Origin of the sequence: Pseudomonas sp. 20P_3.2_Bac5, assembly GCF_025466035.1 — a bacterium.
GTDB lineage: Bacteria > Pseudomonadota > Gammaproteobacteria > Pseudomonadales > Pseudomonadaceae > Aquipseudomonas.
The window spans coordinates 29,992-44,768 of the sequence record NZ_JANLOA010000138.1; the positions used below are offsets into that span (position 1 = coordinate 29,992).

Genomic DNA, 14,777 nt, shown 5'->3' on the forward strand with positions numbered 1-14,777 from the left:
GCTGGAGACGGCCTGACATAGGCGTCTTGACTACAGTCCAGGCATTTACCTGCTGAGGTATTTATGAGTAGCAGCAATCTCGACCAGCTCACCGATTGGCTGAAAGAGCACAAGATCACCGAAGTCGAATGTCTGATCAGCGACTTGACCGGTATCACCCGGGGCAAGATCTCGCCAACCAACAAGTTCATCGCCGAAAAGGGCATGCGTCTGCCCGAAAGCGTCCTGCTGCAGACCGTGACCGGCGACTACGTCGATGACGACATCTATTACGAGCTGCTCGACCCGGCCGACATCGACATGATCTGCCGCCCCGACGAGAACGCCGTGTTCCTCGTGCCGTGGGCCATCGAGCCGACCGCCCAGGTGATCCACGACACCTACGACAAGAAGGGCAACCCGGTCGAGCTGTCGCCGCGCAACGTGCTCAAGAAAGTGCTGAAACTCTATGCCGACAAGGGCTGGCAGCCGATTGTGGCGCCGGAAATGGAGTTCTACCTGACCAAGCGCTGCGAAGACCCGGACTTCCCGCTGCAGCCGCCAATCGGCCGCTCCGGCCGCCCGGAAACCGGTCGCCAGTCGTTCTCCATCGAAGCCGCCAACGAATTCGACCCGCTGTTCGAAGACGTCTATGACTGGTGCGAACTGCAGAACCTCGACCTCGACACGCTGATCCACGAAGACGGCACCGCGCAGATGGAAATCAACTTCCGTCACGGCAACGCCCTGTCTCTGGCCGACCAGATCCTGGTGTTCAAGCGGACCATGCGTGAGGCTGCGCTCAAGCACAATGTCGCCGCCACCTTTATGGCCAAGCCGATGACCGGCGAGCCTGGCAGTGCGATGCACCTGCACCAGAGCATCATTGACGTGAAGACCGGCAAGAACATCTTCTCCAATGAAGACGGCAGCATGAGCGAGCTGTTCCTGTACCACGTCGGTGGCCTGCAGAAGTTCATCCCCGAAGTGCTGCCGCTGTTCGCCCCCAACGTCAACTCGTTCCGCCGCTTCCTGCCTGATACCTCGGCGCCGGTGAACGTCGAGTGGGGCGAGGAAAACCGCACCGTCGGCCTGCGCGTCCCGGATGCCGGCCCGCAGAACCGCCGTGTCGAGAACCGCCTGCCCGGCGCCGACGCCAACCCTTACCTGGCCATCGCCGCGAGCCTGCTGTGCGGCTACATCGGCATGGTCGAAGGCATCAATGCCAGTGCCCCGGTCGTGGGTCGTGGTTACGAGCGGCGCAACCTGCGCCTGCCGCTGACCATCGAGGACGCCCTGGAGCGCATGGAAAACTGTCGTGCGCTGGAGAAGTACCTGGGCAAGAAATTCATTGCCGGCTACGTCGCCACCAAACGGGCCGAGCACGAGAACTTCAAGCGCGTGATCAGCTCCTGGGAACGTGAGTTCCTGCTGTTCGCGGTCTGATCAACCCCGGGGCCGCAGGAGCGCGGCCGCCAGAAAACGGAGAAGCACATGAGCGTCAAGAACCCGCAAACCCGCGAGTGGCAGGACCTGAGTCGTGATCATCACCTGGCGCCTTTCAGCGACTATAAACAGTTGCAGGAAAAGGGCCCGCGGATCATTACCAAGGCCCAGGGCGTGCACCTGTGGGACAGCGAGGGTAACAAGATCCTCGACGGCATGGCCGGCCTGTGGTGCGTGGCGGTCGGCTATGGCCGTGAAGAACTGGCCGATGCGGCGAGCAAGCAGATGCGCGAGCTGCCGTATTACAACCTGTTCTTCCAGACTGCTCACCCGCCGGCGCTCGAACTGGCCAAGGCGATCTCCGACGTGGCCCCGGAAGGCATGAGCCACGTGTTCTTCACCGGCTCCGGCTCCGAAGGCAATGACACCGTGCTGCGCATGGTCCGTCATTACTGGGCGCTGAAGGGCAAGCCGCAGAAGAAAATCATCATCGGCCGCGTCAACGGCTACCACGGTTCCACCGTGGCCGGTGCCAGCCTGGGCGGCATGTCCGGCATGCACGAGCAGGGCGACCTGCCGATCCCGAACATCGTTCACATCCCGCAGCCATACTGGTTCGGCGAAGGTGGTGACAAGACCCCGGAAGAGTTCGGTATCTGGGCCGCCGAGCAACTGGAGAAGAAGATCCTCGAAGTCGGCGTCGACAACGTCGCCGCCTTTATTGCCGAGCCGATCCAGGGCGCGGGCGGGGTGATCATTCCACCGGAAAGCTACTGGCCGAAGATCAAGGAAATCCTCGCGCGCTACGACATCCTGTTCGTTGCCGACGAAGTGATCTGCGGTTTCGGCCGTACCGGCGAGTGGTTCGGCTCCGACTACTACGACCTCAAGCCTGACCTGATGACCATCGCCAAGGGCCTGACTTCCGGCTACATCCCAATGGGCGGCGTGATCGTCCGTGACGAAGTGGTCAAGGTGCTTAACGAAGGCGGCGACTTCAACCACGGCTTCACCTATTCCGGCCACCCGGTGGCAGCGGCGGTGGGCCTGGAAAACCTGCGGATTCTGCGCGACGAGAAGATTGTCGAGCGCGTCCACGAGGAAACGGCACCCTATTTGCAGAAACGTCTGCGCGAGCTGAACGACCACCCGCTGGTGGGCGAGGTCCGCGGTCTGGGCATGCTCGGCGCGATCGAACTGGTCAAGGACAAGGCCACGCGTACCCGTTACGAGGGCAAGGGCGTCGGCATGATCTGCCGCCAGTTCTGCTTCGACAACGGCCTGATCATGCGCGCCGTGGGCGACACCATGATCATCGCTCCGCCGCTGGTGATCAGCCGCGAAGAGATCGATGAACTGGTTGAAAAGGCTCGTAAATGCCTGGATCTGACCCTCGAAGCACTGGGCTGATCAACTGCTAGGCTGGCATGGTGGCTTTGCGGCATTGCCGAGGCGGCTCTTTCCTTGAAAGAGCGCCTTGGATCTTGCCAGACTAGTGCCTGTTTCAGCCGGGTGCCGACAGGGCCGGCCGCTGAACAGATGGCTTTATAAAAATTCTGGAGCAATAACGCATGAAGAAAATGGGCAAGACGCTGTTGGCCGTTTCCCTCGCGGGGATGATGGCTAGTGCTGTTCAGGCGGACAACAAGGTCCTCCACGTCTACAACTGGTCCGACTACATCGCCCCGGATACCGTCGCCAAGTTCGAGAAGCAGACGGGCATCAAGGTCGTCTACGACGTCTTCGACAGCAACGAGACCCTGGAAGCCAAGCTGCTGGCGGGCAAGTCCGGCTACGACGTGGTCGTACCGTCCAACAACTTCCTGGCCAAGCAAATCAAGGCCGGCGTTTACCAGGAACTGGACCGCTCCAAGCTGGCCAACTGGAAGAATCTCGACGAAGACCTGCTCAAGGCCGTCGGCGACGCCAGCGACAAAGGCAACAAATACGCCTTCCCGTACATGTGGGGCAGCATCGGCATCGGCTACAACCCTGAGAAGGTCAAGGCCGCGCTGGGCGTCGACAAGATCGATTCCTGGGACGTGGTGTTCAAGCCCGAGAACATCGCCAAGCTCAAGAGCTGCGGCGTGAGCTTCCTCGATGCTCCGACCGAGATGATCCCGGCCGCGCTGCACTACCTGGGCAAGCCGACCGCGAGCAAGGACAAGAATGACCTGAAGGCCGCCGAAGACCTGTTCATGAGCATCCGTCCTTCGGTCACCTACTTCCACTCCTCCAAGTACATCTCTGACCTCGCCAACGGCAACATCTGCGTCGCTGTCGGTTACTCGGGTGATCTGGAGCAGTCCAAGGCCCGCGCCCACGAAGCTGGCGACAAGGTCAAGCTGGACTACGTGATTCCGAAAGAAGGTGCCGGCACCTTCTACGACATGGTCGCCATTCCGAAGGATGCCGAGAACGTCGACGCCGCCTACCAGTGGATGAACTTCCTGCTGCAGCCGGAAATCATGGCCGAGATCACCAACTCCGTGCGCTTCCCGAACGGCAACAAGGCCGCCACTGCGCTGGTAGACAAAGACATCTCCGGCGATCCGAGCATCTACCCGTCGGATGAAGTGAAGAAACAACTCTATGCGATCAGCGACCAGGACCCGGCCACCCTGCGCCTGGTGACTCGTAGCTGGACCAAGATCAAGTCGGGCAAGTAACCCGGCCTGACTCCCCCAGGCGCGGTGAAAGCCGCGTCCTGTGGGGGCTGCAATGCAAAATTCTTTTGCTGGTCAGGTGTATCGAAGGTAAGTTGCGCGCCGGTTTGCATGGCCGGCAGGTATTTCTGCCGTATGCCACGGGCACTAATGTAGAGGACCTCCCACTTGTCTATTTCCGTATTTCGCAAGGCCGTCATGGCTGGAGCGGGTCTGACGCTGGCTTGCAGCGTCCAAGCGGCGCCCACGGTGCACATCTACAACTGGTCGGACTACATCGGCCAGACCACACTCGCGGACTTCGAAAAGTCGACCGGCATCAAGCCGCTGTATGACGTGTTCGATTCCAATGAAACCCTGGAAGGCAAGCTCCTGGCCGGTCGCACCGGCTATGACGTAGTCGTGCCGTCCAACCATTTCCTCGGCAAGCAGATCAAAGCCGGCGCGTTCCAGAAGCTCGACCGTGCGCAGTTGCCGAACTGGGAGAATCTCGACCCCGCCCTGCTCAAGCGCCTGGAGCGCAACGACCCGGGCAACCAGTACGCCGTGCCGTACCTGTGGGGCACCAACGGCATTGGCTACAACGTCGAGAAGGTCAAAGCGGTGCTCGGCACCGACAAGATCGACTCCTGGGCCATGCTGTTCGAGCCGGAGAACATCAAGAAGCTCTCCAGTTGCGGCGTCGCCTTCCTCGACTCGGCGGATGAAATGCTGCCGGCCGTACTGAATTACATGGGGCTCAACCCCAACAGCGAAAACCCCAAGGACTATGAAGCCGCCGAGAAGAAACTGCTCGCCGTGCGTCCTTACGTGACCTACTTCCATTCCTCCAAGTACATATCCGATCTCGCCAATGGCGATATCTGCGTCGCCGCGGGCTTCTCCGGCGACATCTTCCAGGCCAAGGCCCGTGCTGAAGAAGCCGGCAAGGGCGTGGAAGTGGCGTATGTGATCCCCAAGGAAGGCGGCAACCTCTGGTTCGACATGCTGGCCATCCCCAAGGATGCCGGCAACGTCAAAGAGGCCCACACCTTCATCAACTATCTGCTCAAGCCTGAGGTCATTGCCCAGGTCAGCGATTACGTTGGTTATGCCAACCCTAACCCCAAGGCTGGCGACCTGATGGACCAGGATGTTCGCAAGGACGCGGCGGTTTATCCGCCGCAGGAAGTGCTGGACAAGTTGTACGTCAACTCTGAGCTACCGCCCAAAGTGCAACGTTTGATGACCCGCATCTGGACCAAGGTCAAGTCGGGCAAATAAAAATCCGTACCCGTCACGGCAGGGGCGGGTACAGAACATTCTGTTGGGAGTTTCACACATGGCAGTTGCCTCCGGCGCCTACAAAAAAGCCCTCGAGGGCGATCAGCAACCTAAACAGGTGCTGGTCAAGATCGACCGGGTCACAAAGAAGTTCGACGAAACCATCGCGGTGGACGATGTCTCGCTCGAAATTAAAAAGGGTGAGATCTTCGCGTTGCTCGGCGGCTCCGGTTCGGGTAAATCCACCCTGCTGCGCATGCTGGCCGGTTTCGAGCGTCCGACCGAGGGGCGTATTTTCCTCGATGGCGTCGACATTACCGACATGCCGCCGTACGAGCGGCCCATCAACATGATGTTCCAGTCCTACGCGCTGTTCCCGCACATGACCGTGGCGCAGAACATCGCCTTCGGCCTGCAGCAGGACAAGATGCCCAAGGCCGAGATCGAAGCCCGCGTGGCCGAGATGCTCAAGCTGGTGCACATGACCCAGTACGCCAAGCGCAAGCCGCACCAGCTCTCCGGCGGTCAGCGTCAGCGCGTCGCCCTGGCCCGCTCGCTGGCCAAGAGCCCCAAGCTGCTGCTGCTCGATGAGCCGATGGGTGCACTGGACAAGAAACTGCGTTCGCAGATGCAGCTCGAACTGGTGGAAATCATCGAGCGGGTCGGCGTGACCTGCGTGATGGTGACCCACGACCAGGAAGAGGCCATGACCATGGCCCAGCGCATCGCCATCATGCACCTGGGCTGGATTGCCCAGATCGGCAGCCCGATCGACGTCTACGAGACCCCGACCAGCCGCCTGGTCTGCGAGTTCATCGGCAACGTCAACCTGTTCGACGGTGAAGTGGTCGACGACGCCGAAGGCCACGCGCGCATCGCCAGCCCCGAGCTCGAGCGCCACATCTACGTCGGCCACGGCATCACCACCTCGGTGGAAGACAAGCGCATCACCTACGCCCTGCGCCCGGAAAAACTCCTGGTAACCACCCAGCAGCCTACCTGCGAGTACAACTGGTCGCGCGGCAAGGTCCACGACATCGCCTACCTGGGCGGCCACTCGGTGTTCTACGTCGAGCTGCCGAGCGGCAAGATCGTCCAGTCCTTCGTCGCCAACGCTGAACGCCAGGGCTCGCGCCCAACCTGGGGCGATGAAGTGTACGTGTGGTGGGAAGACGACAGCGGCGTGGTACTGCGGTCATGAACATGCGCAAGCTCAAGCGAGCCCTCAATCGCATAACACCCGAGGGGCGCCACCTGGTCATCGGCGCCCCGTTCCTGTGGCTGTTCCTGTTCTTCATGCTGCCGTTCTTCATCGTTCTGAAGATCAGCTTCGCTGAAGCGGATGTGGCGATCCCGCCGTATACCGAGATCTACAGCTACGTCGAAGACAAGATCCAGGTGGTCCTCAACCTGGCCAACTATGGCCTGCTGACCCAGGACGAGCTGTACATCTCGGCCTACCTGGGCTCGTTGAAAATGGCCTTCTTCAGCACGCTGCTATGCCTGCTGATCGGCTACCCGATGGCCTACGCCATTGCCAATGCGCGCAAGGACATCCAGACCGTCCTGCTGCTGCTGATCATGATGCCGACCTGGACTGCGATCCTGATCCGCGTCTACGCCTGGATGGGCATCCTCAGCAACAACGGCCTGCTCAACGCCTTCCTGATGTGGCTGGGGTTGATCGACGAACCGCTGCAGATCCTCAATACCAACCTCGCGGTGTACATCGGCGTGGTCTATTCGTATCTGCCGTTCATGATCCTGCCGCTGTTCGCCAACCTGGTGAAACACGACCAGAGCCTGCTGGAAGCCGCGTCCGACCTGGGTTCGAGCACCTTCAACAGCTTCTGGAAGATCACCGTGCCGCTGTCGAAAAACGGCATCATCGCCGGCTGCATGCTGGTGTTCATTCCGGTGGTGGGCGAGTTCGTCATCCCCGAGCTGCTCGGCGGCCCGGAAACCCTGATGATCGGTAAGGTGCTCTGGCAAGAGTTCTTCAACAACCGCGACTGGCCGGTGGCGTCCGCCCTGGCGGTGGTCATGCTGGCGATCCTGATCGTGCCAATCCTCCTGTTCAACCGCAGTCAGGCCAAAGAGATGGAGGGCAGGGCATGAAGCGTTTCGGATTCTCCAAGCTGATGCTGGTGCTCGGCCTGCTGTTCATCTACCTGCCGATGTTGATCCTGGTGATCTACTCGTTCAACGCCTCCAAGCTGGTGACGGTCTGGGGCGGCTGGTCGGTGAAGTGGTACGTCGGCCTGCTCGACAACACCCAGCTCATGGGCTCGGTGATGCGCTCGCTGGAAATCGCCTGCTACACCGCGGTTGCCGCAGTGGCGCTGGGCACCCTGGCCGCCTTCGTGCTGACCCGCGTGACCCGCTTCAAGGGCCGCACGCTGTTCGGCGGCCTGGTCACCGCGCCGCTGGTCATGCCTGAAGTGATCACCGGTCTGTCGCTGTTGCTGCTGTTCGTGGCCATGGCACAGATGATCGGCTGGCCGCAGGAGCGTGGCATCGTCACCATCTGGATCGCCCACACCACCTTCTGTGCCGCGTATGTCGCGGTGGTGGTCTCGGCCCGCTTGCGCGAGCTGGACCTGTCCATCGAAGAAGCGGCCATGGACTTGGGTGCACGGCCGTGGAAGGTGTTCTTCCTGATCACCATCCCGATGATCGCGCCGTCGCTGGCGGCGGGCGGCATGATGTCCTTCGCCCTGTCGCTGGATGACCTGGTACTGGCGAGCTTCGTGTCCGGTCCTGGTTCCACCACCTTGCCGATGGAAGTGTTCTCGGCGGTGCGTCTGGGCGTGAAGCCCGAAATCAACGCCGTGGCCAGCCTGATCCTGCTGGTGGTGTCGTTTGCCACCTTCCTGATCTGGTACTTCAGCCGCCGTGCCGAAGAGCGCCGCAAGCGCGCGATTCAGCAGGCGATCGAAGAGAGCGCTGCGGATTCGTGGAAACAGCCGGATGTGCGTCGCCCGGCGGCGGCTCAGGCTTGATCTGCTGAACGTCATCGCGACGGTTCGGCGCCCCGACAAGCTCGCTCCTACAGGTAACGCAATCCTGTAGGCGCGAGCTCGCTCGCGATGCGGCCCCTCGATCTATCTCCCCGGCACCAACCGCAACGTCCCCTCCGTCTCCCCCGCCAGCCCCAACCAGGCCCGCTGGTATTTCCCCTCGATATACGCCTTTGCCTGATCCGCATAATGCCGATCAAACAGCACCCCACTCTGCCCAACCGGATTGATGCTCAGCGCCGTCCCCGCATCGGCGAAATCGATCAGCCGCCGCGTCGACGGGCCATAAGTCACCGGCCATGGCGCCGGGCCGATCTTCGCCGACAGGTTGTTCGGCACCTCATGCGTCCCCGGCGCGGCGAACGGTCCGACGTTGAACAAACGGTCCAGCGGCTTCTGCATGCCCAGCGGATGGCCGTGGGTCAGGGTGTGCGCCTTGCCCCACTGCCAGCTCGCCGGGTCTGTGCCGAGGGTGTCGCGCAGGTGCGCCAGGGTCTTGTCCCAGGCGCGCTTGACCACCGCCGCACGACTACCGCGCTCGCTGCTGCCCTGGCTGTCCCACCACGGCGAATCGGCGTCGGCGGCGAGGCGCGGCAGGGCGGCATCGATCACCCGGGTCGACAGCAGCGTCTGGAACCAGCTATCGCCCAGCTCGTCGTGCATCGCCGCATACGCCAGCTCATAGAGAAACTGGTTGAACAGCGTGGCGTTGACCGAATCCAGCGGATAGTCGCCGCGCCAGCCGGCCAATTGTTCCACCAGTTCGCGTCCTTGCTCGTCCTGCACCACCTGGCGCAACACCCCGAGCAGCGGCCCCAGGGTGCGCGGGCCGTAATCGGTGCTGGTCCCCAGTTGCAGCGCCTGACTGTTTTGCAGGTCCCATTTGATCTGCGTGTCGGCCAGTTGCCGGTCGAGCTGCTGACCACGATCCGCGAGGTTGTAGTAACCGGGAACGACCATGCCGCTGGGTGATAGCGGCTGGAAGTTGGCGGAGACGATATAACCGCTGGCCGGGTTCTCCGACTGCGGGTTGGCGCTGAACGGGTAGAAACCGGATTTGTCGGCCTGGGCGGTGCTGCCGTCGAGGATAAAGGCCGGGTTCACGCCGTCCGGGCGCACCGGCAGCGCTGCTGCGGCCCACCAGCCGATATCGCCCTTGGCATTGGCCCAGATGAAGTTCAGGCCCGGCGCCTGGACTTTCTGCACGGCGCTGCGCATGGCGTCCAGGGTGCTGGCGCGGTTGATCGCGTAGAAACCGTCGAGAATCGGGTTCTCGGTTTCCAGAAAGGCCCACCACATGGCGATCGGCGTCGGGCCCGCGTCCTGGCCGATCACTTTGTTGACGATTGGGCCGTGGGGCGAGCGCAGCAGGGTGATGGTCTTGTCCGCCTCGCCTTTGACCTTGATGGTCTGTTCGGTACGGGTCAGTGCCTGCCACTGGCCACCGACCATGACCTGATCAGGGTTGTCCGGGTTGACCCGCTCGGCGATCAGGTCGATGTCGTCGTTCTGGAACATGGTCAGGCTCCAGCCGAATTCGCGGTTGTGCCCGAGGGAAGCAAAGGGGTTGAGCGCCTGGTAGTAGCCGTACAGGTGAAAGCCCGGCGCCGACAGCTCGGCCTCGTACCACACCGCCGGGACCGAGAAGCGAATATGCGGGTCGCCAGCCAGCAACGGCTTGCCGCTCTGGGTGCGACGGCCGCTCACGGCCCAGGCATTGCTGCCCTCGAACTGCGGCAGGCCGGCTTCGCCAAGAGCTTGCTGGCTGACCAGCGCCAGTTGGCTCAGGCTGTTCCAGTCGGCATCGGCCAGTGCCGGCGCCTTTTGCAGCACGCCGTCCGGGTGCCAGTCGAGGTCGAAGACCTTCAGGTAGTCGGTGCCGAGGTGGTCGCGGATGAAGGTCAGCAACGGCTCGGTGCGAAACGCCGCGGCGAAGCTGTAGGCCATGAAACCGGCGATGCTCACTGTGTCCTGGGCCGTGAAGGGGCGCGGCGTGATGCCCAGCGCATCGAACTCCATGGGTTTTGGATGCGTGGCTTGCCACGCATTTACGCCGTCGAGGTAGGCCTGCAGCGCTTTCCAGGCTGGGGAATGCTTGTCCTGTCGATCCACGTAGACCTGCGCCTGCTCGGCAATGCGCAGGCTGCGGAACAGGGTGTCGGTGTCCACCAGCTTTGGCCCCAGCACCTCGGCCAGTTCGCCCCGAGCCAGGCGCCGGGTGATTTCCATCTGGAACAGCCGGTCCTGGGCATGGACATAGCCGAGGGCGCGGTACAGGTCGTTTTCGTTCTGGGCCTGGATATGCGGGACGCCCCGCTCGTCGTAGCGCACGCTGACCGGCGCTTGAAGATTCGCCAGGACCAATTCGCCGTTGCGCAGCGGCTGTTTGCCCTGCACATACCAATAGCCACCACCTGCGGCCACGGCGACGATGGCGACGGCGAGAAGGGAGAGACTGCGTTTCATCGAAGCTCCTTGCAACGGGTCCGGAGGATCTTTCTTCCAGTGAGTCGGTCATCTTTCGGACAGAGGATAGACTTTTGCAACCTAACCCATCAGCCAGGAGTTGCGGCAATGGATCTCAGCGAAAAACAGAAAATGCTCACAGGCCAGCTATACCGGGCCTCTTGCCCGGAGTTACAGGCCGAGCAGATCGCCAACAAACACTGGATGCAGGGCTACAACAACTCCGCCGACCTGCTCAACGAACAGCGCCATGAACTGCTGGCCGCGCACTTCGCCAGGGTCGGCGCGGAAGCGGTGATCCGCCCACCGTTCTATTGCGACTACGGCTACAACATCGACCTGGGCGCGCGGGTCTTCATGAACTTCAACTGCGTAATTCTCGACGTTTGCCCGGTCAGCATCGGCGACGACTGCCAGATCGGCCCGGCGGTGCAGATCTACACCGCCGACCACCCCCGCGACCCGGAACTGCGCCGCAGCGGCCTGGAAAGCGGCAAGCCGGTGAAGATCGGCCGCAACGTATGGATCGGCGGCGGGGCAATCATCCTGCCGGGGGTGACCGTTGGTGATAACGCCGTCATTGGCGCCGGCAGCGTGGTGACCCGCGATGTGCCGGCGGGCGCGACGGTGGTGGGGAATCCGGCGCGGGTGCGCTAAACGGGAAGCGCCGCTATCGCGGGGTGCGATAGCGGCGTTGGGTCAGGCGGGTTTGAAGCCGGGTTTGTTGTTCGCCGCGCGCCATTCAATCACGTGGCGAACGATCGATTGAGGGGTCACGGCGTGCCCTTCTTCTGGGTAGTAAATCAAATCTGACTTCGCGGGATGTTCAGTCAGGCGCTCGAACTCGTCCGCCAAGTGGTCCTGATACTCTCCGAACGCTTGGCCTTTCAGACCTGAACGGTTTTCGAAGAACTCGCCCACGAGCTGAACGAATTCGGCTTCTGTGTACTCTTCCAGATGCTGTTTGATGTTCATTCCTTGTTCTTCCTGCTGTGGATTTCGGCATGTTGCTTAGGAGTCATGACCACAATGTTGTCAATGTCGTACACCGCTCCGCCTTCTGCAATGGGATGAATGTGGTGTAACTCGAACCCTTTTTTACTTTTGTAGTGTTCTGAGCTGGTTGCTCGAGGGGTGTAACCCGCTTTCATCCTTTGAATGTTTGAAGGGATGAACTGCTCACTCAGTTCAATGTCCTTGGCCGCCGCCTTCCAGATCGCTTCTCGCATTTTCCCCCAGTTGCTGAACGCCTTTCCTCTCAACTGGTCAGCGATTTGCGAAGGTATGTACGCACCTTCTCGGGATGCTGCTGCTTCGAGCCATCGTCCTGAAACAGCTTGTCCACGCCCGCTGGCAATCCCCGCATAATCCCGCGGGTCCTTGAACATGACATAAACAGGCTCAAGCCCCGAGTCCGCCGGGAAGGTGATGATGTAGTCGTCGAAATGGATGTCATCCCCTGCAGGAAAAGGCAGGAGCTGGGGCTGGTTCTTGAGCCCGATCTGGCCGGGATAGAGCGACGCCGGGCGTTGCCCCGCCGGCAGGCTGGTGGAGCTGTCCGTAGGAGGCGCTCCAGGTGTCCACAGAATCGTGATCGGACCGGGGCCGTCGGTAATGAAGGTGTAGGCACCCTTTTCGGCATCCCAGGTCGCGGCTCGCACCGGTACGTCGGCGGACGCCTGATCGTTGCCGGTGGGGATAATGCGGATTGTGGAGTCGTCACCGACCAGTCCGGAAATCAGCCGCATCGGTAGTGCAAAGTGCTCGCCGATGCTTTCCAGCAACTGCTGGGTATCGAAATCCAGCTTCATGCTGGTGAGCGGTACGCTGAGCCCGTGACGCCCGCCTTCCTCCAGCTTCATGGAGAACACCACCAGCGCCGCGAAATAGAGGCCCACGCGAGGCAATCCGCCGACACGGCTGCCGACAGAAAGCAGCGCCTTGCCCATCGCTGGACGTGCCGACTCGAACACCGCCATTGAAGAGGCGTTCGGCGTCATGACCTGGGGCAGGCCCATGCTGGCGACGGTCAAGCTATAGGTGGCCGGGCGTTGGGGAGTCTCGATGCCTTCAAGCGCCGCCAGGCGCACCAGTTCGCTGCGGGCATCGGCGAGGGCGCGCTCTATTTGCTCCTCGTAGGTGGCCATCCGCTGCAGCTCTGCGGGCCAGCTTTCCTGATGCGCATCAAGGGTGTGCACCACCGTCTGCAGCAGGGCCTCCCGATCTACGCGGTTCTGTTCTGAGGCCGACTCCGTATTGCCCGATGTGAGGCGGTTGTGCAGGAAGCCGCGTTCTACATCGAGCTTTTGAGCCTGGATATTGGCCTCGGCGCGAGACGCGTACGCTGCGTTTCTGGCCATGAGCAGCGCGGTGATTTCTTCGGCGAGGTCTCTGGCATGAAGGGCGGCGGTTTCCTGGGTGACGTTGTCTTGCTGATGGCGCGAGAAGTGTTCAAGGCGCTCCTCCATCTCGCGCAGGTCGACATGGTGCTGAAACCTCGCCTCGTCCAGCCTGACCTGCGCCAGTTCGACCGCCTGCGCCTGTTCGGTGAGACGTTGGTCGGCGCTTTGGTGAAGACGGGTCTGCGCCTTGACCCGTTCCACCGCGAGCTTGTTGGCCCGGGCGGTCAGCACATCGATGGATCTGGTCAGCAGGCGTGCTTCAAACGCGGCTTTGTAGGAGACGAGCCAGGTTTGTTTCGGATCAGGGACGCCGCCTTCGCGCGTGGCAATGCGAAGAAAATCGACGGTGGTTTTGTTGACGGGATCTTCGCCGTAGAACGCCCGGGCGCTTTCCCAGATCGGGGGCAGTGCTGCGCGCTTTTCCTCCAGCAAGCTGTTGATGGCGGCGGTTTTATGGTCGTACGACTGAAACGGGCCACTGGTGCTCGGCGGTGCGGTGCGTGCCTTCAACTCCTCAGTCAGGCGGGTGTTTAGCTGCTTTTCATTGTCGGCGTGTTGTTGCTCGACGCTTCGTTTGTCGTCCTGGAACTCCTTGGCCAGTTCGATAACCAACTTGCCAGGTTCAAGGACGGTCGTGACGTAGTCGGCGGGGTTGAAGCGTTGGGGTGCGAAATGGCGGGGAAAAACGTGGTAGCGGGGGATGAGGTTGTGTTCCAGCCGCCACGGAATTCGGGTGCTGTGAACGGTTTGTGCGGGCAAAACGATAGTTTGTCTCGACATACAGGCGCTCCTTTGCGTGTATGTGCGAAACCTACGGAGCGTTGCCCTCCTGCAAGATGTAGATAATTATCAACGTGATGCCGGGTATTTCAGCCCTGTTCACTCATTCCACGGGCAATAACACCCCACCGCCATGGTCTGGGTCACCTTCACCGGCCGGCCTTGGGTCAGCGCCTGCAGGATCGGTTCGATAAAGCTGTTGTTGGCATTGCAGGTCGCGCCTTCGCTGTAGGGGCCGAAGTACGCGAGGTCGCCTTTCTGGTCCCAGATCGCCACGGCGGGACTGGCCGGCAGGTGCTCGGCGCCGGGCAGGCTGGCGATCGGCTGGAGGGCGGCAAGGGTGGTGGGCAACTGGCCGCGGCTGCCGGGCTTTTGCAGGACGTGGAAGGACACGCCCTGCGGCGCGTAGTGTTCGATCAGTTCGGCCAGGTGCTGCTGGTTGCCAACGTTGCACGGGCAGGCCGGGTCCCAGAAGTGCACCAGGCGGATCGGGCCGGGGCCGGCCAGTTCGGCGGGCAGGCGCAGGTGGTCGCCGGCGAACAGCGCGGTCTGGTTGTCGAAGGGGCGCAGATAGCGACTCTGGAAGCTGTCGTACGCCCACCACAGGCCGGCGGCGCAGAGCAGCAGGGTCAGGGCGGCGAGCAAATTTTTCCCAGACATCGAACACACCGGCAATCATGGAGGGCGGCTAGCTTGCCATGCCCCCGCCGACAGATGAATATCGCAGATCAATCCTTTGCACTCTCAACGGAAGC

Annotated in this window: 12 protein-coding genes; 8 read left to right on the plus strand and 4 right to left on the minus strand. The window is 61.7% G+C overall.

Annotated elements, in window-relative coordinates:
* The first annotated feature begins 63 nt into the window (after positions 1 to 63).
* The 7 genes from NTD88_RS28785 to NTD88_RS28815 all read left to right on the plus strand — a co-directional run bounded on the left by NTD88_RS28785 (position 64) and on the right by NTD88_RS28815 (position 8,356).
* Positions 64 to 1,425, plus strand: a complete 1,362-nt coding sequence (locus NTD88_RS28785) for a glutamine synthetase family protein (RefSeq protein ID WP_110970765.1) — start codon at positions 64 to 66, stop codon at positions 1,423 to 1,425.
* 48 nt (positions 1,426 to 1,473) lie between these two features.
* Positions 1,474 to 2,835 (plus strand): aspartate aminotransferase family protein, encoded by a 1,362-nt coding sequence (locus NTD88_RS28790; RefSeq protein ID WP_262156389.1) that lies wholly within the window; start codon positions 1,474 to 1,476, stop codon positions 2,833 to 2,835.
* A 161-nt stretch (positions 2,836 to 2,996) separates the two neighbouring features.
* On the plus strand, positions 2,997 to 4,094 hold the full coding sequence (locus NTD88_RS28795; protein ID WP_262156388.1) for a polyamine ABC transporter substrate-binding protein: 1,098 nt from the start codon (positions 2,997 to 2,999) through the stop codon (positions 4,092 to 4,094).
* Between the two features lie 165 nt (positions 4,095 to 4,259).
* Positions 4,260 to 5,354, plus strand: a complete 1,095-nt coding sequence (locus NTD88_RS28800) for a polyamine ABC transporter substrate-binding protein (RefSeq protein ID WP_095156412.1) — start codon at positions 4,260 to 4,262, stop codon at positions 5,352 to 5,354.
* A gap of 58 nt (positions 5,355 to 5,412) precedes the next feature.
* Positions 5,413 to 6,555 (plus strand): ABC transporter ATP-binding protein, encoded by a 1,143-nt coding sequence (locus tag NTD88_RS28805; protein ID WP_095156411.1) that lies wholly within the window; start codon positions 5,413 to 5,415, stop codon positions 6,553 to 6,555.
* Positions 6,552 to 7,472 carry an ABC transporter permease subunit gene (locus tag NTD88_RS28810; protein WP_095156410.1) on the plus strand — a complete coding sequence of 307 codons (921 nt, stop codon included), beginning with the start codon at positions 6,552 to 6,554 and terminating at the stop codon, positions 7,470 to 7,472. Before NTD88_RS28805 ends, NTD88_RS28810 begins: the two co-directional genes overlap by 4 nt.
* Complete coding sequence (locus NTD88_RS28815) at positions 7,469 to 8,356, plus strand: ABC transporter permease subunit (protein WP_095156409.1); 888 nt, start codon at positions 7,469 to 7,471, stop codon at positions 8,354 to 8,356. The genes NTD88_RS28810 and NTD88_RS28815 overlap by 4 nt, the downstream gene beginning before the upstream one ends.
* Before the next feature lie 102 nt (positions 8,357 to 8,458).
* Here NTD88_RS28815 and NTD88_RS28820 read toward each other — a convergent pair whose 3' ends face one another.
* Positions 8,459 to 10,840 (minus strand): penicillin acylase family protein, encoded by a 2,382-nt coding sequence (locus NTD88_RS28820; RefSeq protein ID WP_262156387.1) that lies wholly within the window; start codon positions 10,838 to 10,840, stop codon positions 8,459 to 8,461.
* A gap of 108 nt (positions 10,841 to 10,948) precedes the next feature.
* Here NTD88_RS28820 and NTD88_RS28825 point away from each other — a divergent pair, with 108 nt between their 5' ends.
* A complete protein-coding gene (locus NTD88_RS28825) occupies positions 10,949 to 11,497 on the plus strand; it encodes a sugar O-acetyltransferase (protein ID WP_262128815.1) in 549 nt (182 codons plus the stop codon).
* Positions 11,498 to 11,539: 42 nt separating this feature from the next.
* Here NTD88_RS28825 and NTD88_RS28830 read toward each other — a convergent pair whose 3' ends face one another.
* The 3 genes from NTD88_RS28830 to NTD88_RS28840 all read right to left on the minus strand — a co-directional run bounded on the left by NTD88_RS28830 (position 11,540) and on the right by NTD88_RS28840 (position 14,682).
* Entirely contained in the window at positions 11,540 to 11,815 is a 276-nt protein-coding gene (locus NTD88_RS28830) for a bacteriocin immunity protein (RefSeq protein WP_262156386.1), read from the minus strand.
* Positions 11,812 to 14,022 carry an S-type pyocin domain-containing protein gene (locus tag NTD88_RS28835; protein ID WP_262156385.1) on the minus strand — a complete coding sequence of 737 codons (2,211 nt, stop codon included), beginning with the start codon at positions 14,020 to 14,022 and terminating at the stop codon, positions 11,812 to 11,814. The genes NTD88_RS28830 and NTD88_RS28835 overlap by 4 nt, the downstream gene beginning before the upstream one ends.
* Before the next feature lie 99 nt (positions 14,023 to 14,121).
* Entirely contained in the window at positions 14,122 to 14,682 is a 561-nt protein-coding gene (locus NTD88_RS28840; protein ID WP_262156384.1) for a DUF6436 domain-containing protein, read from the minus strand.
* Positions 14,683 to 14,777 lie beyond the last annotated feature (95 nt).

Bases quoted from the DNA above. Each gene is read 5' to 3' on its own strand.
- NTD88_RS28785 (WP_110970765.1), top strand. From the start codon at position 64: ATGAGTAGCAGCAATCTCGACCAGCTCACCGATTGGCTGAAAGAGCAC.
- NTD88_RS28790 (WP_262156389.1), top strand. From the start codon at position 1,474: ATGAGCGTCAAGAACCCGCAAACCCGCGAGTGGCAGGACCTGAGTCGT.
- NTD88_RS28795 (WP_262156388.1), top strand. From the start codon at position 2,997: ATGAAGAAAATGGGCAAGACGCTGTTGGCCGTTTCCCTCGCGGGGATG.
- NTD88_RS28805 (WP_095156411.1), top strand. From the start codon at position 5,413: ATGGCAGTTGCCTCCGGCGCCTACAAAAAAGCCCTCGAGGGCGATCAG.
- NTD88_RS28810 (WP_095156410.1), top strand. From the start codon at position 6,552: ATGAACATGCGCAAGCTCAAGCGAGCCCTCAATCGCATAACACCCGAG.
- NTD88_RS28815 (WP_095156409.1), top strand. From the start codon at position 7,469: ATGAAGCGTTTCGGATTCTCCAAGCTGATGCTGGTGCTCGGCCTGCTG.
- NTD88_RS28820 (WP_262156387.1), bottom strand. From the start codon at position 10,840: ATGAAACGCAGTCTCTCCCTTCTCGCCGTCGCCATCGTCGCCGTGGCC.
- NTD88_RS28825 (WP_262128815.1), top strand. From the start codon at position 10,949: ATGGATCTCAGCGAAAAACAGAAAATGCTCACAGGCCAGCTATACCGG.
- NTD88_RS28830 (WP_262156386.1), bottom strand. From the start codon at position 11,815: ATGAACATCAAACAGCATCTGGAAGAGTACACAGAAGCCGAATTCGTT.
- NTD88_RS28835 (WP_262156385.1), bottom strand. From the start codon at position 14,022: ATGTCGAGACAAACTATCGTTTTGCCCGCACAAACCGTTCACAGCACC.
- NTD88_RS28840 (WP_262156384.1), bottom strand. From the start codon at position 14,682: ATGTCTGGGAAAAATTTGCTCGCCGCCCTGACCCTGCTGCTCTGCGCC.